This window comes from Spiribacter salinus M19-40 (genome assembly GCF_000319575.2).
Taxonomy (GTDB): Bacteria; Pseudomonadota; Gammaproteobacteria; order Nitrococcales; family Nitrococcaceae; genus Spiribacter; species Spiribacter salinus.
The window spans coordinates 1,683,755-1,707,996 of record NC_021291.1 but is presented as its reverse complement, the minus strand read 5'-3'; the positions used below and the strand labels follow the sequence as shown (position 1 = coordinate 1,707,996).

22 protein-coding genes are annotated in these 24,242 nt (G+C 62.4%); 13 read left to right on the top strand and 9 right to left on the bottom strand.

Annotated elements, in window-relative coordinates:
• Positions 1-723, bottom strand: coding sequence for an LOG family protein (locus tag SPISAL_RS08450; protein ID WP_016354058.1), 723 nt, complete (start codon positions 721-723; stop codon positions 1-3).
• 147 nt (positions 724-870) lie between these two features.
• Between SPISAL_RS08450 and polA the strand changes: the two genes are divergently transcribed.
• Positions 871-3,612, top strand: coding sequence for a DNA polymerase I (gene polA / locus SPISAL_RS08445; protein ID WP_016354057.1), 2,742 nt, complete (start codon positions 871-873; stop codon positions 3,610-3,612).
• A 152-nt stretch (positions 3,613-3,764) separates the two neighbouring features.
• On the opposite strand, the gene yihA is transcribed toward polA, so the two are convergent.
• Entirely contained in the window at positions 3,765-4,370 is a 606-nt protein-coding gene (gene yihA, locus SPISAL_RS08440; RefSeq protein WP_016354056.1) for a ribosome biogenesis GTP-binding protein YihA/YsxC, read from the bottom strand.
• Positions 4,371-4,450: 80 nt separating this feature from the next.
• Between yihA and SPISAL_RS08435 the strand changes: the two genes are divergently transcribed.
• From SPISAL_RS08435 to SPISAL_RS08910, 5 genes are all read left to right on the top strand, one after another.
• Positions 4,451-5,086 (top strand): c-type cytochrome, encoded by a 636-nt coding sequence (locus tag SPISAL_RS08435; RefSeq protein WP_016354055.1) that lies wholly within the window; start codon positions 4,451-4,453, stop codon positions 5,084-5,086.
• A 156-nt stretch (positions 5,087-5,242) separates the two neighbouring features.
• Positions 5,243-7,327, top strand: coding sequence for a cytochrome c biogenesis protein ResB (locus tag SPISAL_RS08430; RefSeq protein WP_081633242.1), 2,085 nt, complete (start codon positions 5,243-5,245; stop codon positions 7,325-7,327).
• 5 nt (positions 7,328-7,332) lie between these two features.
• A complete protein-coding gene (gene ccsB / locus SPISAL_RS08425; RefSeq protein WP_016354053.1) occupies positions 7,333-8,499 on the top strand; it encodes a c-type cytochrome biogenesis protein CcsB in 1,167 nt (388 codons plus the stop codon).
• Positions 8,500-8,531: 32 nt separating this feature from the next.
• Positions 8,532-9,155: a thiol:disulfide interchange protein DsbA/DsbL gene (locus SPISAL_RS08915; RefSeq protein WP_016354052.1), complete on the top strand. Its 624-nt coding sequence runs from the start codon at positions 8,532-8,534 to the stop codon at positions 9,153-9,155.
• A 3-nt stretch (positions 9,156-9,158) separates the two neighbouring features.
• Positions 9,159-9,980, top strand: a complete 822-nt coding sequence (locus SPISAL_RS08910; RefSeq protein ID WP_425423127.1) for an endonuclease/exonuclease/phosphatase family protein — start codon at positions 9,159-9,161, stop codon at positions 9,978-9,980.
• A gap of 11 nt (positions 9,981-9,991) precedes the next feature.
• Here the strand turns inward: SPISAL_RS08910 and SPISAL_RS08410 are convergent, their stop codons facing one another.
• Positions 9,992-10,666, bottom strand: a complete 675-nt coding sequence (locus tag SPISAL_RS08410; RefSeq protein ID WP_016354050.1) for an arylesterase — start codon at positions 10,664-10,666, stop codon at positions 9,992-9,994.
• On the opposite strand from SPISAL_RS08410, the gene SPISAL_RS08405 reads away from it, so the two are divergent.
• The 3 genes from SPISAL_RS08405 to SPISAL_RS08395 all read left to right on the top strand — a co-directional run bounded on the left by SPISAL_RS08405 (position 10,665) and on the right by SPISAL_RS08395 (position 15,663).
• Positions 10,665-11,363 (top strand): ABC transporter ATP-binding protein, encoded by a 699-nt coding sequence (locus SPISAL_RS08405; protein ID WP_016354049.1) that lies wholly within the window; start codon positions 10,665-10,667, stop codon positions 11,361-11,363. The two genes, SPISAL_RS08410 and SPISAL_RS08405, sit on opposite strands and share 2 nt — an antisense overlap.
• Entirely contained in the window at positions 11,363-13,837 is a 2,475-nt protein-coding gene (locus SPISAL_RS08400) for an ABC transporter permease (protein WP_016354048.1), read from the top strand. Before SPISAL_RS08405 ends, SPISAL_RS08400 begins: the two co-directional genes overlap by 1 nt.
• A gap of 74 nt (positions 13,838-13,911) precedes the next feature.
• Complete coding sequence (locus tag SPISAL_RS08395; protein ID WP_016354047.1) at positions 13,912-15,663, top strand: PHA/PHB synthase family protein; 1,752 nt, start codon at positions 13,912-13,914, stop codon at positions 15,661-15,663.
• A 26-nt stretch (positions 15,664-15,689) separates the two neighbouring features.
• On the opposite strand, the gene cysQ is transcribed toward SPISAL_RS08395, so the two are convergent.
• Entirely contained in the window at positions 15,690-16,520 is an 831-nt protein-coding gene (gene cysQ, locus SPISAL_RS08390) for a 3'(2'),5'-bisphosphate nucleotidase CysQ (RefSeq protein WP_016354046.1), read from the bottom strand.
• Between the two features lie 231 nt (positions 16,521-16,751).
• Here cysQ and trxA point away from each other — a divergent pair, with 231 nt between their 5' ends.
• Together trxA and rho are read left to right on the top strand one after the other, a co-directional pair.
• The gene (gene trxA, locus SPISAL_RS08385) at positions 16,752-17,078 is read left to right on the top strand and encodes a thioredoxin TrxA (RefSeq protein ID WP_016354045.1); all 327 of its coding nucleotides are present in this window, start codon (positions 16,752-16,754) and stop codon (positions 17,076-17,078) included.
• A gap of 72 nt (positions 17,079-17,150) precedes the next feature.
• Positions 17,151-18,407, top strand: a complete 1,257-nt coding sequence (gene rho / locus SPISAL_RS08380) for a transcription termination factor Rho (RefSeq protein WP_016354044.1) — start codon at positions 17,151-17,153, stop codon at positions 18,405-18,407.
• Here the strand turns inward: rho and SPISAL_RS08375 are convergent.
• The 3 genes from SPISAL_RS08375 to lgt form a co-directional block, all read right to left on the bottom strand.
• Entirely contained in the window at positions 18,404-18,916 is a 513-nt protein-coding gene (locus SPISAL_RS08375) for a dihydrofolate reductase (protein ID WP_016354043.1), read from the bottom strand. The two genes, rho and SPISAL_RS08375, sit on opposite strands and share 4 nt — an antisense overlap.
• 21 nt (positions 18,917-18,937) lie before the next feature.
• Positions 18,938-19,732, bottom strand: coding sequence for a thymidylate synthase (locus SPISAL_RS08370; protein WP_016354042.1), 795 nt, complete (start codon positions 19,730-19,732; stop codon positions 18,938-18,940).
• A 137-nt stretch (positions 19,733-19,869) separates the two neighbouring features.
• A complete protein-coding gene (lgt, locus tag SPISAL_RS08365; RefSeq protein WP_041389938.1) occupies positions 19,870-20,655 on the bottom strand; it encodes a prolipoprotein diacylglyceryl transferase in 786 nt (261 codons plus the stop codon).
• 149 nt (positions 20,656-20,804) lie between these two features.
• Between lgt and SPISAL_RS08725 the strand changes: the two genes are divergently transcribed.
• Together SPISAL_RS08725 and argA are read left to right on the top strand one after the other, a co-directional pair.
• Positions 20,805-21,482, top strand: coding sequence for a TIGR04211 family SH3 domain-containing protein (locus SPISAL_RS08725; protein WP_016354040.1), 678 nt, complete (start codon positions 20,805-20,807; stop codon positions 21,480-21,482).
• 8 nt (positions 21,483-21,490) lie between these two features.
• Entirely contained in the window at positions 21,491-22,810 is a 1,320-nt protein-coding gene (argA, locus tag SPISAL_RS08355; protein WP_016354039.1) for an amino-acid N-acetyltransferase, read from the top strand.
• Positions 22,811-22,829: 19 nt separating this feature from the next.
• On the opposite strand, the gene SPISAL_RS08350 is transcribed toward argA, so the two are convergent.
• A complete protein-coding gene (locus tag SPISAL_RS08350) occupies positions 22,830-23,771 on the bottom strand; it encodes a glucosaminidase domain-containing protein (RefSeq protein ID WP_016354038.1) in 942 nt (313 codons plus the stop codon).
• The gene (locus tag SPISAL_RS08345; RefSeq protein WP_016354037.1) at positions 23,761-24,231 is read right to left on the bottom strand and encodes an EVE domain-containing protein; all 471 of its coding nucleotides are present in this window, start codon (positions 24,229-24,231) and stop codon (positions 23,761-23,763) included. Before SPISAL_RS08345 ends, SPISAL_RS08350 begins: the two co-directional genes overlap by 11 nt.
• Positions 24,232-24,242: the final 11 nt, after the last annotated feature.

Sequence of the window (24,242 nt, the reverse complement as noted above, 5' to 3'; positions counted from 1 at the left end):
TTATAGATCGAGCAGGACCTCCCGTTCCGCCTGAGACGGCTCAAAGCCCCGGTGTTCGTAGTAATCAAAGATGGCGTCCACCGCCGCCTGAGGCTCATCTAGTAGTGTGAAAAGCGCAAGATCCTCACGATCGATGTGTCCCGCCGCCACCATGCGCTGCTCAAGCCAGTCCACCAGGCCTTGCCAATACGCGCTGTCCATCAGGATGACGGGGATCTGACGGGTTTTGCCCGTCTGCACCAGCGTCAGAATCTCCGCAAGCTCGTCCAGCGTCCCAAATCCGCCGGGGAACACGACATAGGCCGAGGCGTACTTCACGAACATCACCTTGCGTGAGAAGAAATGCTCAAAGTTAAGCGCGATCTCCTGATAGGGGTTGGCTGTCTGCTCGTGGGGCAAGTCGATATTGAGCCCAACGCTCGGCGACTTGCCGTCGCGGGCTCCCTTGTTCGCGGCTTCCATGACACCTGGGCCGCCACCGCTGATGACCGAAAATCCGGCATCGGAGAGCAGTCGGGCCGTCTCTTCAGCCCGCTGGTAGGCTGGGTGATCCGGGCTGACGCGGGCCGAACCGAATACACTGACTGAAGGCCTGATCCGGGCGAGCCGCTCAAACCCCTCCACGAACTCGGCCATGATCTGAAAGATCTTCCATGACTCGCGCGTCATCAGCGCGTCATCGATCTTCCGCCCAGCCGGCCCGTCGTACTTACTCTCGCTCATTGAATTGGTCTCGCAATCTCTGGGTGTCCATTATCGTCGCACGTCGCGTCCAGGCCGTGGCTGAAATGTGGGTGTCCACAACTGTCTGGGTGTCCAACGCTGCGCTGCCCCGGGTATCATTCACCGGATCGTAGTGAGGAATGCTTCATGACCAGTTCCGAGAAACGTCTGCTGCTGGTGGACGGCTCGTCTTACTTGTACCGCGCCTACCATGCACTTCCGCCCCTCACGAGCGCAGAGGGTGACCCAACGGGTGCCATATACGGGGTGATCAGCATGCTGCGTCGCCTGGTGGCCGATTACGAGCCGATTTACATGGGGGTCGTGTTCGATGCGCCGGGGAAGACGTTCCGCGATGAGCTGTTCGCTGAGTACAAGGCCAATCGCCCATCGATGCCGGAGGACCTCGCGGCTCAGATCAAGCCGCTAAAAAAGGCCGTGATCGCGATGGGGTTACCGCTTGTGGAAGTCGGCGGTGTTGAGGCTGACGATGTAATTGGCACATTGGCGGTCCGTGGCCGGTCGGCCGGCATGGAGCTGGTGATTTCCACCGGCGACAAGGACATGGCCCAGCTGGTGAATGGCGATGTCACCTTGCTGAACACCATGTCCAATACCGTGCTGGACCATGATGCCGTGGTGGAGAAATTCGGAGTTCCACCAGAGCGCATTATCGACTACCTGGCGCTCGTTGGGGATACCTCAGACAATATTCCGGGCGTCCCCAAGGTCGGTCCGAAAACGGCGGCGAAATGGCTGAACCAGTATGGCTCCCTCGACGCGGTTCGCGATCGCGCGGATGAGATTGCTGGTAAGGTTGGAGAGAGCCTCCGAGAACATCTGGATGCGCTTGATCTCTCCCGCCAGCTCGCCACGATTCACTGCGATGTCGAGCTCCCGGTAACGCCGGGCGATCTGAAAGTCGCCGATCCAGATTTCGAAGCCCTCACCCAGCTCTTCCGTCGCTTTGGTTTTAACGCCTGGCTTCGAGAGGTTGATCCAACGGTAGTGGACACCCAGACATCCCCTGATCACTCAGAGGGTGAGTTACTGGACACCCACAATCCGGCAGCGCCAAGCGCGCACTACAGCTGCATCCAGGACCAGGCGACGCTGGATGAGTGGATCACGCGACTCGAGGCCGCGGAGGTGTTTGCGTTTGATCTCGAGACTGACAGCCTGAATTACATGGAGGCCCGGATTGTTGGCGCCTCGTTCGCCGTTAAATCGGGAGAGGCGGCCTACTTGCCACTGGCGCATGCCGGGCCGGATCAGCCGCAGCAGTTGGATCGCGACGCGACGCTTGAGCGTCTGCGCCCGCTGCTCGAGAAACTGGACACCCACAAACTGGGCCAAAACCTCAAGTACGACACCAGCGTGCTCGCGAACCACGGGATTACGCTGCGCGGCGTGGTGCATGACACGATGCTGGAGTCGTACTGCCTGGACGCCACGGCGAATCGTCACGACATGGATACGCTGGCCAGTAAGTACCTTGGCTATCAGCCGATTAGCTATGAGCAAGTGGCGGGCAAGGGCGCCAAGCAAATCACCTTTGATCAGGTTGCGCTGGCCGAGGCGACGGACTATGCGGCCGAAGATGCCGATGTTGCTCTGCGTCTCCATGAGCACCTCTGGCCGCGGCTCGCTGAGCAGGCGGGGCCTCGGTCGATTTATGAATCGATTGAGATCCCGCTGCTGCCTGTCCTCTCGCGGATCGAACGCACGGGCGTCCGCGTCGACGCCGAATTGTTGGGTGTCCAGAGCCGGGAACTCGCCGAGACCATGCAGCAGCTGGAAGCCCAGGCGTATGGGGCGGCGGGCGGGCCATTCAATCTGGGCTCTCCAAAGCAGATTCAGGAGATCCTTTATGAGCGTCAGGGCCTGCCAGTGCTCTCGAAAACGCCGAAGGGCGCCCCTTCAACCGCCGAGTCTGTGCTTGAGGAATTGGCGGCTCAGGGCCATGAGCTACCGCAATTAATTCTCGATTACCGGGGCGTCTCGAAGCTGCGCTCGACCTACACGGACAAGTTGCCGACACTCATCAACCCGAACACCGGACGGGTGCACACCTCTTATCACCAGGCGATTACGGCGACCGGGCGGTTGTCATCGTCCGATCCCAATCTCCAGAACATCCCGGTGCGTAGCGCGGCCGGCCGGCGCATTCGCCGCGCTTTCATTCCGGCCGAAGGCCATCGGCTCATGGCGGCAGACTACTCCCAGGTTGAGTTGCGCATCATGGCGCACCTGTCCGGTGATGAGGGGCTCAAACGCGCGTTCGCCGAAGGACAGGACATCCACGCCGCGACGGCGGCCGAGGTCTTTGGGACGAGCGCCGAGGCTGTAACAGCGGATCAGCGTCGCGCAGCCAAGGCCATCAATTTCGGCTTGATCTATGGGATGTCGGCCTGGGGGCTGGCGCGTCAGCTCAATATTGAGCGTGGCGAGGCGCAGCGTTATGTCGATCGGTATTTCGAGCGCTACCCCGGTGTCCGTGCCTTCATGGACCGGACTCGCGAAACCGCGCGCCAGCAGGGTTATGTGGAAACCGTGGATGGCCGTCGCCTTTACGTACCGGAGATCAACAGCCGCAACAATCAGCGTCGGCAATATGCCGAACGCACCGCGATCAACGCGCCGATGCAAGGTACCGCAGCCGACATCATCAAGCGGGCCATGATTGCAGTGGACGCGTGGATTACCGCTGAGTCGCCTGGCACGGCCCTTGTTATGCAGGTCCACGACGAGCTCGTGCTCGAAGTACTGGACAGCCAGGTTCAGGACGTCGCTGAACGGATTCGCGGCTTCATGGCCGAGGCCGCGTCGCTGGATGTGCCGCTGGAGGTGGAAATCGGGGTCGGAGAAAATTGGGACGATGCCCACTGAACTCTACCCAAAAGCGTGGTGTCACAGTATTCGCGCCAGTGCCCGGCGCGGCCCGCTATTCCCTCCCTTTTAGCGGGCCATGGGATCCGGCCCCGCCCCCAAGGCCGGGTCCATCGTCCCCGAAGGCCACACCCCATGGCCTTCGGGGTTTTTTATTTCAGACCGCCGAGCAGCCATTCGTCGAGTTTGGTGCGTGCATCACTCACCCCCTGGCGCGTCTGCGCGGAGAAAAGCTGCACGCTGCTACCAGGGCAGTGTGCGATGACCTTCGGGCGAACCGCCTGAAGGGTATTTCCTGCCGCCCCCCGGCTTAGTTTGTCGGCCTTGTTGAGCAGGACATGGACGGGCAACTCAGCGGCTGCCGCCCACACCACCATCTGCTCATCCAGCGGTCCGAGCGGGTGGCGGATATCCATGATCAGGACCAGGCCACGCAGGCTGCGGCGGTTTTCCAGATACTCCGGCAGGGCCTTTTGCCAGTGCGTGCGCATCGCCGCTGGCGCCTTTGCGTAGCCATAGCCGGGTAAGTCGATCAATCGGTGGGTGTCCAGGATTGGAAACACGTTGATCTGCTGAGTCCGCCCCGGCGTCTTGCTGACCCGAGCGAGTTGACGTTGATCGGTGATGGCATTCAGGGCACTGGATTTACCGGCGTTCGAGCGCCCGGCAAACGCCACCTCAGCCCCCTCATCCACGGGTAATTGGGAAGGCTCCGCGGCGGAGAGCAGAAAATGAGCCTGGCGGTAGTCAAGCGGCATGAAATCGCACCCCGGCGGAAATTGACCCCTTACGGGCCCGTTGGTATAAATCACAGGATTGTACTCGAGAGTTTTGTTACATGACCCCCAAGATCGCTGCCCTGATTCTGCTTAGCTTCATCAGCTTCTCCGCTGTTGCCCAACTGGACAACGCGGACCCCATGCGTGGCGAGGAATCGGCCGCGGCCTGTGCGGCATGCCATGGCGCGAAGGGCAACAGCAATAATGGGGAGTGGCCCAACCTGGCGGGCCAGCACGCCGACTACATTTATGAGCATCTTCAGTACTACAAATCCGGTGAGCGCGAAAATGCGCTGATGCTGGGGCAGGCCGCTGGATTGGACAAGCAGACCATGGCGGATCTTGCGGTCTACTTCGAGGGCCTCGAGCCCGAGGTTGGCGAGACGCCGGAGGAATTGCTCGCTACGGGGCGTAGCATTTACATGGGCGGTATTGCCGAGAAAGGGGTGCCGGCCTGCGTGAGCTGTCACGGCCCAGCAGGCCTTGGCGTGCCCGGCAGCGGTTACCCGCGCCTGAGCGGGCAGAAAGTTCAGTACACCACGGATCAGCTCGGTCTGTATCGCTCCGGAGAGCGCGCCGGTTACGGCCAGGCTGGTGTCATGAACGACATCGCCTCAAACCTCACGGATGAAGAAATCCAGGCTGTCGCCAACTACGTTCGCGGTCTCTACCCCAAGGACATCGCCGCCGAATAGGTCAGCGCTGGCGTCGGGTCTCCGTCCCGCCACGCCGACGCCTTGCGTTGACGTTGCGCAAGAATTTCTTTGCTCAATGGTGGTCGATTAATGGCTGTGTTCAGGTTACCCTGACGGGGTAACCCCCTAACCGAGAGTGATCACGACACCGGAACCATGGCTGAGACCGCTGCCAGCGTAGCTTCCACTCCGACCCGGCCCCGCGCGCAGCGTCGTAAGGGCCTCGGGGCGATATGGCTCGAGTTCCTGGGGTCGATGAACCTGGCGATCAGCCTGCTGGTCGTGGTGAGCATCAGCTCGGTCATTGGCACGGTGCTCCCTCAGAATCAGGCCTACAACGAGTATTTGATCCAGTTCGGGCCCTTCTGGTTCGAGGTCTTCCGTACCCTGAACCTGTACGACGTTTACTCAGCATGGTGGTTCCTGGCCATCATGGGCTTTCTCGTGCTGTCCACCGGTGTCTGCGTCACGCGCCACATGCCCAGTGTGTGGCGGGAAATCACCCGTTACCGCACGCATGTGCGCGAGCAGTCGTTAATGGCACTGAGTCAGCATCGCCGCTGGCGGTGCGCAGAGGCACCCGCCCAGATGGCGGCCGTCGCCGAAACCGCCTTCCATGCCCACGGCTTTCGAACCCGTGTCGAGACCCGGGGTGATGCGACGGTCATCGCCGGCATGAAGGGCCGGGCCACGCGCATGGGTTACGTGCTAACCCATGTCGCCGTGGTGGTCATCGCCGTTGGTGCGCTGGTGGATGGCAACATCATGCTCAAGATTCGCGAGATGACCGGTGATCTCGCGGTTGAGACGCGCGATTTGCCCGTTTCTCAGGTACCGGGTCGTAGCTGGCTTGAGCCGGAGAGCGGCTCGTTTCGCGGGAATGTGACGATTCCGGAAGAATCGAACAGTGGCGTCGCCTTTCTTCAGGTGCGGGATGGCTATGTCGTCCAGGAGCTGCCGTTCGAAATCTTTGTTGAGGACTTTCGAATCGACCACTATCCCAACGGCATGCCGCGCGCCTACGAGAGTGATCTCGTGATTCACGACCCGACACTCGATGAGCCGATCCGCGAGACGATTTCGGTTAACCATCCGCTGACCCATCGGGGTCACACGATCTACCAGGCGAGCTTTAACGACGGGGGGACGCGGCTGCACCTGTCGGGCCATCCGCTCGATGGTTCCGGGCAGACCATGGACATTACCGCTCGGGTGTTCGAGAACCTGCAATTACAGCTTGGACGCCTGGAGCAAACGCTCGAGCTCGAGGATTTCCAGCTCTTCAATGTGAATCGAACTGATCCCCGCGCGGTGGAGCGTACCGGCAGTCGGGATGAATTCACCAACATCGGCCCGTCCTTTAACTACACGCTGCGCGATGAGGCCGGCCAGGCCCGCGAGTTTCATAACTACATGGCACCGGTGGAGATTGACGGGCGCTGGTACTACCTCCACGGGATGCGCCCCAGTGGCAGTGAGCGCTTCCAGTACCTCCACATCCCCGCTGACGAACAGGCCTCGATGGACACCTTTTTGGCCTTCCATCAGGCACTGCATGACCGCAGCCGGGTAGACCGCGCTGCGCAGCGCGCCGCCGATGCGTTACTCACGCAGATGGGTGTGGGCAGTCGTGACATGGGTCAACGCGTGGCGGGTACGGCCCATGACATGATGGGCACGTTGCTCGATGGCGGGTTCGCCGCGGTCAACGCTCAGCTCGAGGAGCGCGTGATGGGAGCGAATCGGCCCGACATGCTGCTGGCGTTCTCCCGCTCGGTGCTTCAGCGCACCCTGTTTGAGGTCTACCGCGATGTGGTGGCGGAGCGCGACGGCGTGGCACTCGCCGCGGTTCGGACGGACGCGGACCAGCGGGCGTTTTTTGAAGATGCCATGAATGCCGTGTCAGCAACGGCGGATTACGGCGCGCCGATGTTGTTCAGTCTGGATCACTTCGAGCACCGTCAGGCCACCGGGCTGCAGATCACGCATGCGCCGGGCAAAAATGTGGTCTACGCTGGCTCTGGGCTGTTGATTTTGGGCATTTTCATGCTCTTTTATGTCTCTCAACGTCGGGTTTGGGCGATGATTACGCCAGGAGAGGACGGGCAGCATCAGTTGCTTGTGGGGGGTGCGAACCAGCGCCGGCCAGAGCAATTTGAGCAAGAATTCGAGGATCTGGCCGACACCGTCGACCAGCATCTGGGCCAGGGCGGCGAGCACGCCCCGAACGACAGAGGATAAGCGCCATGGTGGCCTCACGCGAAGACATGCTTCGGACCATGCGTCGGCCGTCGTTGGTACAGCGGCTGACGCCAGGAGACTGGGTCTGGGCTGCCCTGATGGTGGTCGCCACCATCGCGACTTACGTCGTGCTCTGGGACGCGATGAACGTCTACGAAGTGGTGATCACCTTCTTCACCGCCGGCTTTATGATCGGCATGGGATGGCACTGGCATGGCTCACGGCTCTACATGGGGCTGGTGTGCACGGCGAGCCTGTTTGCGATTGCCCGTTACCCCGAGTTGGCGGCTGCCCAGTCCGACTTTTTCTTGAAGTATTTGCTCTCCAGCCAATCGGCGATCATGTGGATGAGCGCGCTTTTCCCGGCGGCAACGCTGACCTATGGGGTCGCGCTGGTATCGGGTAATGACTTCACGGCGCGGGTGGCCTCCCGTCTGACCTGGATAGCGGCGGGGGCGGGTCTGATCGGCCTGCTTGTCCGTTGGCACGAGACCCATCTCTATGACGGGGCCATCGGCTATATCCCGGTCAGCAACCTCTACGAGGTGTTTGTCCTGTTCGCGGTGATTACCGCGCTGATCTACCTCTATTACGAGCAGGCCTACAAGGCCCGGTCCATGGGGTTTTTCGTGTTGCTCGTCATTTCGGCGTCAGTCGCGTTTTTGCTCTGGTATCACTTTGATCGCCAGGCCTACCAGATCGAGCCGCTGGTGCCCGCGCTCAACAGCTACTGGATGAAGATACACGTCCCCACCAATTTCATCGGTTATGGCTGTTTTGCCATCGCCGCCATGCTGGGTGTGGCCTATCTAATCCGGGCGCGGGTGGCCGATGACAGTCCCTGGGCTGAGCGCCTGCCCACGCTGAAGCAGATCGATGACGTCAGCTATCGCGCCATTGCCCTGGGTTTTGCGTTTTTTACGGTCGCCACGGTACTGGGTGCACTCTGGGCCGCCGAGGCGTGGGGCGCCTACTGGTCATGGGATCCCAAGGAGAGCTGGGCGCTGATCGTGTGGTTGAACTACGCGGCCTGGCTCCACTTGCGTTTCACCAAAGGTCTGCGGGGCAAGCCGATGGCGTGGTGGGCGATTGTCGGATTGTTTGTCACGACGTTCGCATTTTTGGGTGTGAACATGTTCCTGTCGGGTCTGCACTCCTACGGTGAACTCTAGTGCAGGTATCGAAGAATGGAAGGCGTGTGTTGATGCATCGACTGAATTGGATTCTGGTAGCTGGCCTGCTGGCGCTGTGCGGCGTTGCGGGGCCCGTGTTGGCGCAGGATCAGCCGTATCGCGAACTCGATTCCCCGCAGAGCACTGGGGGCGGGGCGGTCGAAGTCCGGGAGTTCTTCTCCTACGGCTGTCCCCATTGTCATGACTTTGAGCCGCGTTTGTCGGCCTGGGCTGAGTCAATGGGTGATCGCATTGATGTCGTGCACACCCCGGTGACGTTCGGGCGGGATAGCTGGGCGCTGCTGGCGCGGGCGTACTACGCTGCTGAGGCGCTGGATATTCTGGGCACAACGCACACGGCGACGTTCGAGGCGATCCACGAACAAGGCCGGCAGTTCAGTGATGCCGACGATGTGGCGGCGTTTTATGCCGAGATTGCCGAGGTGAGCGAACAGGCGGTCCTCGATGCGCTAGCGTCTTTTGAAGTGGATGCCAGTGCACGTCGGGCTGAGCGCATGGTCAGTGCCTATGGCGTACCGGGCACGCCGGCGGTGGGTGTTGCCGGGCGCTATTTGATCGATGTGCGCGCTGCCGGTGGCCAGGCGGGCATGCTCGATGTGGCTGAGCAGCTCGTGGCTGAGGAATCCAGCCGCTAGTTGGTGTCATTGAACCCGACACAGGGCCCGGCGCCGACGCTCCCTGCCACGCTGCGGTTGATGAGCTTCAACATCCAGGTCGGCATCGAGACGCGGTATTACCATCAGTACTTCACTCGGGGCTGGCGTCATGTGCTGCCGGATGCAGGACGGGTGCCTAACCTGCGGCGCATCGCCGAGTTGATCAGTCGCTTTGATCTGGTGGGCCTGCAGGAGCTTGATGCCGGTAGCCTGCGCAGTGGGTTTGTCGACCAGACTGCATTTCTTGCCGAGACCGCGGCCTTCCCGCACTGGTATCACCAGACCAATCGCCCGCTCGGTCGGCTGGCGCAGCACAGTAATGGCCTGCTGAGCCGGTTGCAGGCCCGAGCCGTGATCGAACATCGTCTACCCGGCCGCATTCCAGGCCGTGGGGCCTTGATGCTGCGCTTTGGCCCTGCGCAGGCCGAGTTGGTCGTGGTGCTCTTGCATCTGGCCTTGAGCCAGCGGGCCCGGCTCAATCAGCTCGCCTATGTGGCCGAGCAAATCGCCGACAGTGATCATGTGATCGTGATGGGAGATCTCAATTGCCATTCCCGCAGCCCCGAGCTGGCCTTTCTCTGCGCCGAGACAGGCCTACGCGAGCCGCTGCATGATCTGCCGACATACCCCAGCTGGCGACCGGCCCGGAACATTGATCACATCCTGGTTTCACCCAGCCTCACCGTAGATTCCGCAGAGGTGCTCGACGCACCGCTGTCCGATCATTTGCCCATGACCATGGCAGTCCGCCTACCCGAGGCGTTACAAGGGGCCATCGCCGAGGGGCCGGTGCGCGCGGGCTGATCCGTCGGGTGTCAGTCTCGCTCGGCGGTAGCGCCGCCCCCTTCGAGGAGCGGTCGCAGCGCCGTCCAAATGTTCTCGAGGATCCGTGGCTGCGCCGCTTCGTTGGGATGAATGCCGTCGGCCTGCATCAGCGTTTCATCTTCGGCGACCCCGTCCAGAATGCGCGGCACAAAGGCAACGTCGTATTCCTTGGCCACGTCTTCATAAACACCCAGGAACCGTTCGATGAATGCGCTGCCATAATTGGAGGGCAGCCGCACGCCCGCGAGCACAACCGCCGCGCCGGCGGTGTGTGAAGCGGTTATCATATCCACCAGATTGGCCCGGACATCGCCGAGGGAGTAACCCCGCAGCCCGTCGTTACCCCCGAGCGCAATGATCACGACATCCGGTTGGTGGGTGTCCAGTAATGCGGGCAGGCGTGAGACCGCGCCAGCGGTGGTTTCGCCGCTGATGGCGGCGTTGATGACGGTGGCGTCATCGTCCAGGCGCTCCGAGAGGAGAGCGACCCAGCCGTCGTCGGTGGCCATGTTGTAGGCCGCCGAGAGGCTGTCGCCGAGGACCACGACGGTGGGTGATGAGGCGCTGGCTGCGGCTGCACCCGATCCGCACAACAACGCGATCAGACAAAAGGCCAGGAGACGGCGGCGCAGGCCGGCACATTCCGATGCAAAGAGGGATTCCATGAACGATTCATCCTCCAGTGAGGCGGCGATCCTTGAGACACGCGCCCTTGCGATGCGATTTGATGCCCCTGAGGGCCGGATCAGCCTGTTCGAGAACCTCGATCTTAGCATCCAGGCGGGTGACTCTCTGGCCATTCTCGGGACCTCGGGCTCGGGCAAGTCCACCCTGCTCGGCCTGCTCGCCGGCCTCGATTTGCCCACCGCCGGGACAGTGATCATGGACACCCACGATTTGACCACGCTCGATGAGGACGAGCGTGCGGCGTTGCGGGCCGGCCGTGTCGGCTTTGTGTTCCAAGCCTTTCACTTGCTCCCGGGTTTGACCGCGCTGGAGAACGTGATGCTCCCTGCCGAGCTCGCAGGCGCTGCCGACGCCCGCAGTCGAGCGGTTGAGGCCCTGCGCCGAGTGGGCCTCGCTGACCGCGTGGCGCACTACCCGGCCCAGCTCTCTGGTGGCGAGCAGCAGCGCGTGGCGCTCGCCCGAGCCTTTATCAGCGAGCCACAAATCCTCTTCGCTGATGAGCCCACCGGCAACCTGGATCACCGCACGGGCGAGCAGATTGTGGATCTACTCTTTGAACTCAACCGCGACCACGGCACCACGCTGATCCTGGTGACGCACGACCATGCGGTGGCTTCGCGCTGTGCCCACATTCGCTATCTGCGCGATGGGCGGCTTTCGAAGGACGCTGCCTGATGCTCTCACTGCGCCTGCTCTACCGCGACTGGCGGGGGGGCGAACTGCGCCTGCTCGCCCTGGCGGTGATCGTTGCGGTGGCCGCCGTCACGGGCGTGGCCTGGCTGGCCGACCGCGTGGCGGGCGCGACGGAGTCCCGTGCCGCCGATTTGCTCGCCGCCGACCGCGCGGTGGAATCGCCAGAGCCCATTCCATCGGCGTGGCGTGAACGGGCTGAGGCCGCGGGGCTTGAGACGGCGTTGATCGTGACCTTCCCCACGGTGGTGGTGGCCGAAACCGACAACCGCCTGGTGTCGGCCAAAGCCGTTGACGAAGGCTATCCCCTGCGCGGTGAATTGTTGGTCAAATCAGCGCCTGGTGCAGCGGAGACTGACCCCGGGGGGGTGCCCGAACCCGGCACCGCCTGGGTTGAGTCGCGCCTGCTTGGGCTGCTGAATCTCGAGATCGGGGACACCCTAGCGCTTGGATCCGCCGAGGTTGAAGTGGATCGGCTGATCAGTTTTGAGCCGGATCGTGGTCAGGGCTTTGGCAGTTTCGCACCGCGGGTGATGTTCAACCGGGCCGATCTGGAATCCACCGAGCTGCTGGGTGAGGGCAGCCGCGCCCGGCATAAGCTACTGCTTGCCGGCCCGCGTGCGGCCATCCAGTCATTCACTGACGCGTTGGTCGCCGAGCATGGCAACGCCGTTGAGATCGAGACCCCGGGTGAGCAGGGCCGCGGCGCGAGCGAGATTATCGGCCAAGCCAAACGGTTTCTTGGTCTGGCGGCGCTTTTGACGGTCATTGTGGCGGGCGTGGCGGTGCTGCTCACCGTGCGTCATTACGCTGAGCGCCAGCTCACGGGCGTGGCCGTCATGCGGGCCATTGGCGCAACCCGAGCCCAGGTGCTGCGGCTTTTCATGGGCAAGCTCGTCTGGCTGGGCCTTTTCGCTGGCGCCATTGGCGCTGCGCTGGGCTATGGGCTGCATCTGGGCATGCTCGCCTTGGTGGCGGAATTGCTCGACACCGAGCTACCTCCGCCCAGCTGGCAACCCCTTGCCACTGGCTGGTTGACGGCTGGCGCCGCCCTGCTCGGTTTTGCGCTGCCAACCGTGGTTCGCTTGCGCGATGCGCCACCCATGCGCGTATTGCGCCAGGACCTGGGGAGCGGGCTGTTGCGGGCGGGCACGCCATTGCTGATGGCAGCGGTGGTCATCCTTGGCTTAATGGCCTGGCAAGCGGGTGATGTGCGGGTCACGCTGAGTGTGTTTGGTGCCGTCGCCGGCACACTGGCGGTGCTTGCCGGGGTGGCCGCCGCCGTGGTGTACGGCGCCCGGGCCTGGTCTCGCCGGGGTGGGCAATCGCGCCTGCTCTGGTTGACCGGCTTCACCCGCCGGCCAGTCACCGCGATCATCCAGATCGTGGCGGTGGGCGTGGGACTCATGAGCCTCTTTTTGCTGGCCGTGGTGCGCAATGACCTGCTCACCGCCTGGGAAGCGGAGATCCCGCCGGATGCCCCGAATCAGTTCCTGATCAACATCCAGTCCGATGAAGTGGACGGGGTGCGCAATACCCTCACTGAGGCGGATATCGACACCACGTTCTATCCCATGGTCCGGGCGCGGATGACCGAACTGGATGGCGAGCGCGTCGCTGCGGAGGACTATGACAGCCCACAGGCCCGGCGTCTGGCGCAGCGGGAGTTCAACCTGTCCTGGGCATCCACCCTGCAGGATGACAACCGGATCATCGCCGGCGAGTGGTGGGGGGACGGTGCCGATGTCCCACCGCAGCTCTCGGTCGAGACCGACTTTGCTGATGAGATCGGCATTGAGCTCGGCGACACGCTGACGTTTTCCTCAGGCGGTAATCAGGTCACCGCTGAGGTGACGAGCCTGCGGGACGTGCGCTGGGAGAGCTTTAACGTCAACTTCTTCGTCCTGGCCTCGCCGGGGACGTTTGATGAGCTGCCACGCACCTGGCTGACCAGTTTTTACCTGGCCGATGCGGACCGGGCGGTGCTGACCGATCTTATTCGCGCCTACCCGAGTGTCACGCCCATTGATGTCACCAGTGTGCTGCGCATTGTGCGGACGATTATCGATCAGGGATCGTCCGTGGTGGAGTTGATGGCATTGCTGACGCTGGCGGCCGGCGTTCTCGTGCTATTGGCGGCATTGCAGATCACGGGCGAGGAGCGCCGCTTCGAGAGCGCGGTCCTTCGGGCGCTGGGGGCGAGTGGCGCGCGCATTCGACGCATGGCGCGCCTGGAGTTCTGGATCATCGGTGCCATTGCTGGCGGCCTGGCCGGCCTGACCGCAACGGGGGCGGGCGTGGTGATCGCCGAAGTCCTGTTCAGTCTCGATTACCCCTTCCGGCCGCTGACCCTTGTGATCGGTGCGCTGGTTGGGTTGCTGACCGTCTGGGCGGCCGGATCGCTGGGCGCGCGTCGCTACTACCGGGTCTCCCCCATGCGCCTGCTGCGGGAGGGATAACGCGCACCGTCTCTGGAACCTGTGCCGGATGACACCATCCGACAAGACAGGACACCCACTTTCCAGGAGGCCATATGACGCGCGTCCAGCACGCATTCGCAGAGCAGGTCAGCGAGGACACACCGTTTGACCGGCTGCTCCACGCCGGCATGGGTCGGCTGACGGGCGGGATGTCACCCACCGCGCTGCAGCTGGCGTTTTTCGACTGGGCAGCGCATTTGGCCACCAATCCGGGTCGCCAGACGGCCCTGGCCGAGAAGGCGATGCGCAAAAGTCTGCGGCTGGCGGGTTACGCCGGGCATTGCCTGAGTGGTGACGACCAGGGCCGCTGCATCGAACCCCTCGCCGATGACCAGCGGTTTGACGCAGCGGCCTGGCAGCAGTGGCCCTTTTCGCTCATCCATCAGGGCTTTTTGCTCCAGCAGCAGTGGTGGCATGTGGCGACGACCGGCGTACCCGGCGTTGATCCGCATCATGAAGAGGTCGTGAACTTCAGCGTCCGGCAAATGCTGGATGTGTTCTCGCCATCGAACTTTCTGCCCACGAACCCCGAAGTCCTCGAGCGCACCTTGCAGGAGAATGGTTGGAACCTGGTTCGTGGGGCATCGAACGCGGTCGAGGATCTTGAGCGCGAAGTCGGTGGTCATCCCGAAAAAGGCAGTGAGGCCTTTCAGGTCGGTGAAGACCTGGCGCTCACGCCCGGCAAGGTCGTCCACCGCAATGCACTAATGGAACTCATCCAGTACTCCCCCACGACTGAGACAGTGCACCCGGAACCGGTGCTGATTGTTCCGGCGTGGATCATGAAGTACTACATCCTTGATCTGCGTCCGGGCCGGTCCCTGGTCGAGTACCTCGTGGGCCAGGGCCACACCGTGTTCATGGTGTCGTGGAAAAACCCGGGGCCAGCGGATCGGGAGCGCGGCATGGCCGATTACCGGCGCCTGGGTGTCAATGACGCGCTGAGCGCGGTGAAAACCATCGTGCCTGATCAGAAGGTCCACGGCGTGGGCTATTGCCTGGGCGGGACGCTGCTGACGCTGGCGGCAGCGGCCATGGCCCGAGAGGGCGATGACAGTTTTGCCACGATCTCAATGCTTGCCGCGCAGACGGATTTCACCGAGCCGGGTGAACTGGACCTGTTTATTGACGAGTCGCAGGTCTCCTTCCTGGAAGATGTCATGTGGGCGCGGGGCTATCTGGGGCGTGACGAGATGGCCGGCGCGTTCCAGCTCCTGCGCTCTCAGGATCTTGTCTGGTCACGGCTTGTACGCCACTACCTGATGGGCGAGCGCGAGGGCCTGTTCGATTTAATGGCCTGGAACGCGGATGCCACCCGCCTGCCGTACCGCATGCACAGCGAGTACCTGCGTGATCTGTTCCTGCACAACGATCTGGTGGAGGGGCGCTACGTTATCGATGGCCACCCCGTCGCCGTCGGCGACATCAATGCACCGATTTTTTCGGTGGCCACCCAGAAAGACCATATCGCGCCGTGGCGGTCGGTCTACAAAATCGTGCGCCTCGCCCGCACGCCAGTGACCTTCCTGCTGACCCGAGGCGGCCACAACGCCGGCATCGTCAGCGAGCCTGGACACCCACGTCGCCACTACCAGATCGCCGACTTCGAGCCACTGGGCACCGCCTATCCCGCGGAGCGCTTTGAGCAGGAACTGGACACCCACGAAGGTTCCTGGTGGCCAGCCTGGCAACAGTGGCTCGCCGATCGCTCGAGCGAGCCCGTCGCACCGCCAGCGATGGGAGCGCCCGAGGCTGGGTATGTCCCGACCGCCGATGCGCCCGGGGAGTATGTCCTGATGAAGTGAAGCGGTTTTTGGCCGCCAGCCGAGCCTCAGCGCTCTTCGAGGGGAAACCCGGCGAGATGCTCGGCCCAAGGCCAGTTCGGATCACCCAGGGCGAGAAAATCCGGGTTCAGCGTGGAGGCCTTGGTGTTGTAGCGAAGCGGTGAGCCATCGGTGCGGATAACGGCGCCACCCGCCGCTTCGACGATGCACTGCGCCGCGCCACTATCCCATTCCGATGTCGGCCCGAAACGCGGATACGCGTCTGCGCTGCCCTCAGCCACCAGACAGAACTTGAGCGAACTGCCCATGGAGGTCGTTTCGTAGTCGGGGAGGCGCTCGACCAGGGCATCCACGGCGGGGCTGCGATGGGAGCGGCTCACCACCAGCGTCATGGGAGCACCGTCAGGGACCGCCCGCGTCGCCAGCGGCGTGGTTCCGTTGGTATCCCGCCGCTCGGCCCTCGCGCTTTGCAAAGACTGGACACCCACATACGTGCGCGAGAGCACCGGCGCGTGGACAACGCCAATCACGGGGCGGCCATGGTCGATCAGGGCGATGTTGACGGTGAATTCGCCATTGCGTTTGACGAATTCGCGGGTGCCATCGAGGGGATCGACCAACCAGTAGCGCGTCCACTGGCGCCGGATGTCGGCATCGGGGATGCCGCCTTCTTCGGATATAACCGGGATGTCGGGGGTTTTTGATGTCAGCGCGTCGTTGATGCGTGTGTGCGCGGCACGATCTGCTGCGGTCAATGGCGAGTCGTCAGCTTTCGTTTCAACATCAAAATCCGCGGCGTAGATGGAGAGAATCTCGCGACCGGCCGCTTCGGCTATTTTGACGGCTGCTTCAGCGAGTGTGTCCAGCGTTTCGTCCATGATGTGTGCAATCTTCCCGCCAGCGGCCCTTCGGCCTTTTAATGAAAAGCCGTAATATACCGGTCATCGGATTCAGTTGACATGCTCAAAGCCGAGGGCTACTCTCCGCCCATCGTGCCCGAAAGGGCGCATCCCCCAGTTAGCCCCATTTCAAGTTCAGGCTGCGCGGCCGATCAGCGCAACCCATCAATTTCGATTAATCAACATGCACGTTTCCTGGAGGTTTTCTTCGTGAGCGACAATATCGTCCACGTCTCCGACGCCGATTTCGATTCAGAAGTACTCAATGCCGATCAGCCCGTCCTGGTGGACTATTGGGCCGAGTGGTGCGGGCCTTGCAAAATGATTGCGCCGATCCTCGAAGAGGTGGCCGGCAGCTATGAAGGTCAGCTCAAGATCGCCAAGCTGAATATTGACGAGAATCCCGAAACGCCGCCCAAGTTTGGCATTCGTGGAATTCCCACGCTCATGCTGTTCAAGAACGGCAGCGTTGAGGCCACCAAAGTTGGTGCCCTGTCCAAGGCGCAGTTGTCTGCGTTCCTCGACAGTAACCTGTAGAAAAACCATCCCGGGGCATTCCCCTATCCCACCAGAGTCAAGGCCGTCTCGTCGGGCGGCCCAAAAGCGATAATGAACCTCACCGAACTCAAGCAAAAACCCGCCGCCGAGCTTGTCGAGCTCGCGCAGTCCCTCGGTATCGAGAACATGGCCCGCTCGCGCAAGCAGGATGTGATCTTTGCGCTACTCAAGGCCCACGCCAAAAAAGGCGAGGACATCTGGGGCGATGGCGTTCTCGAGATCCTGCAGGATGGCTTTGGCTTTCTGCGCTCAGCGACCAGCTCCTACATGGCCGGGCCCGACGACATCTACGTCTCGCCCAGTCAGATCCGCCGCTTCAGCCTGCGCACGGGTGATACGATCTCTGGCAAGATTCGGCCACCCAAAGAGAGCGAGCGCTACTTCGCCCTGCTCAAGGTGGATGAGATCAACTACGAGGCACCGGAAGCGGCCAAGCACAAGGTCCTTTTCGAGAACCTCACGCCGCTATTCCCGAAAGAGCGGCTGACGCTGGAACGCGGTAACGGCTCCACCGAGGATCTCACCGCCCGGGTGATCGATCTCTCCGCCCCCATCGGCAAAGGCCAGCGCGCGCTGATCGTCTCGCCACCCAAAGCCGGTAAGACGATGCTGCTGCAGAACATTGCCCAGTCCATTACCGCCAATAACCCCGAGACCTACGTCATCGTGCTGCTCATCGACGAGCGCCCGGAGGAGGTCACGGAGATGGAGCGAACGGTGCGCGGCGAGGTGGTTTCATCCACCTTCGATGAGCCGGCCAACCGCCATGTCCAGGTGGCCGAGATGGTGATCGAAAAGGCCAAACGGCTGGTGGAGCACAAGCGCGACGTCGTGATCATGCTCGACTCGATCACCCGGCTCGCGCGGGCCTACAACACCGTTGTGCCGAGCTCCGGCAAGGTGCTCACCGGCGGTGTGGACGCCAATGCCCTGCATCGGCCGAAGCGCTTCTTTGGCGCCGCGCGGAACATCGAGGAAGGCGGCAGCCTCACGATCATTGCGACGTCGCTGGTCGAGACTGGCTCGCGGATGGATGACGTGATCTACGAGGAGTTCAAGGGCACCGGCAACATGGAGGTCCATCTCGATCGCCGGGTGGCGGAGAAGCGGATCTATCCCGCCATGAACATCAATCGCTCGGGCACGCGCCGGGAGGAGCTATTGATGACGCCGGATGAGCTCCAGAAAGTCTGGATCCTGCGCAAGCTGTTGCATCCAATGGACGAACTGGCGGCCATCGAGTTCTTGCTCGACAAGCTCAAGGATACGAAGACGAACAACGAGTTCTTCCAGGCGATGAAGCGCTAGTTAGCGCTTGGCTGGCGCTCCCAGGTCTCAAAATCCATGGCATAGGCATGCTCGGCGTCCGCCGGGTGATGGGTTGTCTGCGTGCAGCGCCACGCGGGTCCCTCGAAAACCGGAAAAAACGTATCGCCGGCGATTTCCGTGCGCACGCGGGTGAGCTCGATGCGATCCGCCATGGGTAAGAACGCCCGGTAGATATCCGCCCCGCCAATAATGGCAATCTCTTCAGCATCGCCGGCCGCCGCCAGCGCGGCCTCCGCGCTGTGCACCACCTCGCAGCCCTCGGCCTGCCAGTTCGGATCCCGCGTCATCACAATGTTGAGCCGCTTCGGCAAGGGCCGGCCGATCGACGCGTAATTCTTGCGACCCATCACAATAGGCTTGCCCCGAGTGAGCGCCACGAAATGGCGCATGTCATCCGGTAGCCGCCACGGCAAATCGTTATCCCGCCCGATCACTCGGTTATCCGCCATCGCCACCACGAAGGTGATGCGGGGTTTGTGGGTGTCCATAACCGCTCCTTTGCCTAGAGTTCAGACCGCCACGGGGGCGGCGATGTGCGGATGGGCCTCATACCCGGTCAGGGTAATGTCCTCAAACCGGAAGGCGAACAGGTCGTCCACCGCTGGATTGAGGGAGAGCTCGGGCAAGGCCAGTGGCTCGCGCGCGAGTTGGGTGTCCGCCTGCTCGAGATGGTTGAGGTACAGATGCGCATCGCCGAGCGTGTGGATGAAGTGCCCGGGTGCAAGGCCAGTGACTTGCGCGACCATATGCGTCAGCAATGCATAGGAGGCGATGTTAAACGGGACACCCAGGAAAATATCGGCGCTACGCTGATAGAGCTGGCAGGAGAGTTTTCCGTCGGCCACGTAGAACTGAAACATCACATGGCAGGGCGGCAAGCCCATGCGGTCGATGTCCGCCGGATTCCAGGCGGTCACGATGTGCCGCCGAGAATCTGGTCGAGTACGGATCTGCTCAAGCACCTGGCTGATCTGATCGATATGACCGCCGTTGGGTGTGGGCCATGAGCGCCATTGCACCCCGTAAATGGGTCCGAGATCGCCGTTCTCATCGGCCCATTCGTCCCAGATGCGCACGCCGTTGTCCTTGAGATAACGGATGTTGCTATCGCCAGCGAGGAACCAAAGCAGCTCGTGAATGATCGAGCGTAGATGCAGCTTCTTGGTGGTTACCACCGGGAAGCCCTCGGCCAGATCAAAACGCATCTGCCAGCCAAAGGTCGAAAGCGTGCCGGTGCCGGTGCGGTCGGATTTCTCTACGCCGTGATGGCGGACATGCTGCAGAAGCTCGAGATACTGGCGCATGGTCGCGTCGGGTTCCTGAAGTCGATGATTGGTCAGTTTTGAAAGAAACATGGATGCCCAATACTGGACACCCACGAATCCTATCCGATCTGTTGGTGGGTGTCCTGTACTGGCGCTGGTCTGGCTCGGTTGTCGCGTTAGGCTGTCGGTCGGCGCAGGGCCCAGGTCATGAGGATGGCGCCCGCGATGATCATCGGGGCGGAGAGCGCCTGACCCATGGTGAGCCAGCCCCCCGCCAAGTAGCCGATGTGGGGGTCTGGGAGACGTACGAACTCCACCAGGAAGCGGGCTACGCCATAGCCTGTGAGGAACAGCCCGGTAACGGCACCCGCCGGCCGGGGCCGACGTGAAAACCACCAGACCACGACAAAAAGGACAACGCCTTCCAGCGCCAGCTGATAGAGCTGTGAGGGATGGCGCGGCTCTGGCCCCAGCGGCGGGAAGACCATGCCCCAGGGCAGTTGTGTGGGCGCACCCCAGAGCTCACCGTTGATGAAGTTGCCCAACCGCCCGGCGGCAAGCCCTGGCGGGATCAGCGGGGCGATGAAGTCGCCGAGCGCTAACGGGCGGATTTGATGGCGTTTGGCGTAGAGCCACATGGCCAGAATGACGCCCAACAAACCCCCATGGAATGCCATGCCCCCTTCCCAGACGCGCAGGATCGACAGCGGATCAGCGAGTAGCTGTCCCTCGCTGTAGAAAAGCGCATAACCCATCCGGCCGCCGACAATGACGCCGATGGCGCCATAGAGCAGAAGGTCGTCCATTTGCACCGCAGCGATGGGCGTATCGGCACGCCGTGCCCGCAACCGGCCGAGCCACCAGGCGAGCCCGAAGCCCACGCCATACATCACCCCGTACCAGTAAATATCCAGTGGACCGAGTGAGAGAGCGATCGGGTCAATGTCCGGATAACGCAACATGGCCGGCATTCTGCAGCAATCCTGAGAGACTGGACACCCACGGTTTGCCTTGGACTGCGGTTTCTTCGAAACGTGGGTGTCCACAATCAGGGGCTTCCGCTAGACTGCCGAAATAGCGCGAAAGTGGTTGTTATTCAGGGAGTTCATTGGTGCAGCGTTTAGCAGGCGCGGTTGGGGCCGTTTTATTGGCCGGGGTGATCGGAAGTGTGGGTGTCCAAAACCTCGCGTCCGCGCAGACCACGGCCTACGTCACGGATGAGCTTGAGATCACGTTGCGCAGTGGCCAGGGGAACGATTATCGGATTGTCCGGTTGCTGCGCTCCGGTTCGGAGCTGGAAGTCCTGGAGCGCAGCGAAACCTGGACGCGGGTGCGTGCTTTCGGCGATGAGGGGTGGGTGCGGAATGTCTACCTGCAATCAGAGCCCGGTGCGGCGGAGCAATTGGCCGCGGCCACTGAAGAAGCTGCGGCGCTCCGCCAGGAGAATCGCGAGCTGAGCGAGGCCCTTGATGACGCCAAGACCCGGCTTGAGGAACTCCGCGCTACGCGCGCTGAGCTCGATGAGGTCAACACGCGCATGCGACAGCGTTTGCAGGAGGCCGGCGAGGGCCTGGAGCTCGCTGATGAGAACCAGGCTCTGCGTAAGGAAGTTGTTGATTTGGAGCGCCAAGTTCAGGACCTCGGCCGAGAAAATGAGCGCATCACCGATCGCGGCCGGCGTGACTGGTTCATTGCCGGTGCAGGCGTGATCGTCGCGGGCATGTTGCTTGGCATCGGGCTCACGCGTATTCGCTGGCGCCGGCGTGGCGGTAGTTGGGGCGACCTGTAGGCTTTCTGATGAGCGACGAACTCACCCGACTCGTGCAATGGTTTCGGCACAGTACCCCCTACATTCACGCGCACCGTGACAAGACCTTTGTGGTCAGTTTCGGAGGCGAGGCGCTCTCTGGTGAGACGCGGGCTGGGCTGATCCACGATCTGGCGCTGTTGAGTGGGCTTGGCGTGCGCCTTGTCCTTGTGCCAGGTGCCCGTCCGCAGATCGAGCAGCGCCTCCATGAGCGTGGCGCAGAGATCCGCTACGTAAACGGCCTGCGAGTGACCGATGGCGAGGCACTGCGCTGCGTCCAGGATGCGGTGGGGTGCGTGCGCCTCGAGCTCGAGGCGCTGTTCTCCATGGGCCTTGCCAACTCCCCGATGGCCGGTTTGCGCCTGCAGCTCGCCTCCGGCAACTTTGTCACCGCCCGACCGTTGGGTGTCCGTGACGGGGTTGACTACCAGCACACCGGAGAGGTTCGGCGGGTAGACGCTGAGGCCATCGTGGCACGATTGGATGAGGGCGCCATTGCTCAGGTGAGTCCGCTCGGCGTCTCTCCTACCGGTGAGCAGTTCAATTTGTACGCTGAAGATGTGGCGGTTGCCGTCGCCCGGGCGCTTCAGGCCGACAAGCTCATTATGCTGCACGAGGGCGAAGGGGTAATGGACACCCACAAAGCCCTTATCGCCGAGCTCACCATTGAGGAGGCCACGGCCTGGCTTGCGGGCGTCGAGACAGAGCGCCCGCCGGTGGCTGATCAGCTTGAGCGGGCAGTGGAGGCGTGCCGCAGTGGTGTGCCGCGGGCGCACCTGCTGCCGCGCGGCGAGGACGAGGCCATCCTGGGTGAGCTCTTCACCCGGGATGGCATCGGCACGCTGGTTGCGCCGCGGGTATTCGAGCAACTGCGTACCGCCCGGGTGGATGACATCGGCGGGATCCTGTCATTGATTGCGCCGCTCGAGCGCGACGGCACGTTGGTCGAGCGCACTCGCGAACGGCTCGAGAATCAGATCGAGGATTTCATGGTGATGGATCGCGAGGGCACGGTCGTTGGTTGCGCGGCTTTGCATTCCATCCCGGACAGCAGCGTCGCGGAATTGGCCTGCCTGGTGGTCCATCCGGATTATCGCGGCGGGCATCGTGGCGCGACGCTGCTGCAGCGCCTCGAGCAGACGGCTCAGGCAGCGGGCCATCAGACCCTCTGCGTCCTCACAACCCGCACGGCACACTGGTTTCAGGAGCAGGGGTTTGAGCCCGGGACGGTGGATGACCTGCCCGTCTCACGCCAGTCCTTCTACAACCTGGCTCGCGGCTCGAAGGTGTTCATCAAGCCGCTTGCCTAAGCATCGTTTGCCGAGCGGCTCAGCGCAGCGCGACCTGCGAGGGATCGAGCGTCAACTCCGCGCCAGCGGCCACCTCGGTAAGCCGTTCGCTCTGGATCATCAAGCGGATGTCCTCGACATAAGCCCAGCCCCGCTCTGAATAGTTCTCGAGCCCGGCGGTCATCAGCTCGGGTGACATCGCTTGTCCGGAATCGCCAGCCTGTGCTCGCAACGTGCGGAACTGGCCATAGGCATCATGACTGTTCAGGTTGTTCAGGTAACTGCGCACGGAATGACGCAGGTTATCGAAGACCCGGACATAATGGCTCGCTCCCTCGGCCCGGTCTTCGGGAACGAGCCCGAGTCGCGCTTTCCACGTCCACTCACCAAAGAGGTTGTTGCCTTCGAGGGCGAACCGGGACGTTCCCCAGCCGCTCTCCTTGGCAGCCTGCGCCAGCGCCAGCGCCACGGGCACGGTGTTCACCCGTTTTTTTAGCGCCTGCCAGGTTGCTGGCTCGAGTGGCTCGCCCTCAACGCCATATTCCTCGGCCAGATCGCTGATGATGTTGATGCGCCGCTGGGCTGGTAGCCCCTCGCCTAAGGCCTGGAAAAGCTGCTGGCGCTGATCACGGATCCGCTCATTTTCAGCGAGCACGATGGGCAATACAGAACGAAAGAACAGCGACTTACGCAAATCCGCATCAACACTCGAGAGATCCGCCGGAAAGGCCTGCAAGGTGAGGGGTGGTACCTGCTGTGTCGGCCAGCCGTAATCGGCACGCTCGAAGGTGCGCTCCAGCTGCGCGGCGCTGCTCGCTGTCACCGGCACAAGGGGTGGGGTCTCGCCGTCGCTATTGGCAATGCCTGGCCAGCCCAGCCACCACAGTGCCAGGATGGCGATTAGCGCTGTTAAAGGAATGGCGTCGATCAGCGCGCTCAGCGGGTGACTGCGGCGCGCCGGTGTGTTGTCTTTATTCGGCATCCCGCTTCTCCATCTCGAGAATATGGGCCCATTGGTCATTGGTGACCGGCATCACGGACAGGCGATTGCCGCGGCGCACAAGGGCCATATCTGAGAGTGCGGGATCGGCTTTGAGTTCCGCGAGCGTGATCACCCGGCGGGTATGGCGCAGGTAGCGGACATCCACCATGAGCCAGCGGGGATTGTCCGGGTCGCTTTTGGGGTCGTAGTACTTGCCGGGTTCGAAGGCGGTGTGATCGGGATAGGCCTCACTGACGACCTCCATGACCCCAACAATGCCCGGCACCTTGGTGTTGGAGTGATAGAAAAACGCCTGGTCGCCGATGCGGAACTGGTCCCGAAACATGTTCCGGACCTGATAGTTACGAATGCCATCCCAGTGCTCAACGCCATCAGGCTCGGCGGCCAGATGATCGATCCCGTAGACATCCGGTTCGGATTTCATCAGCCAGTATGCCATCGCCCCGCCCA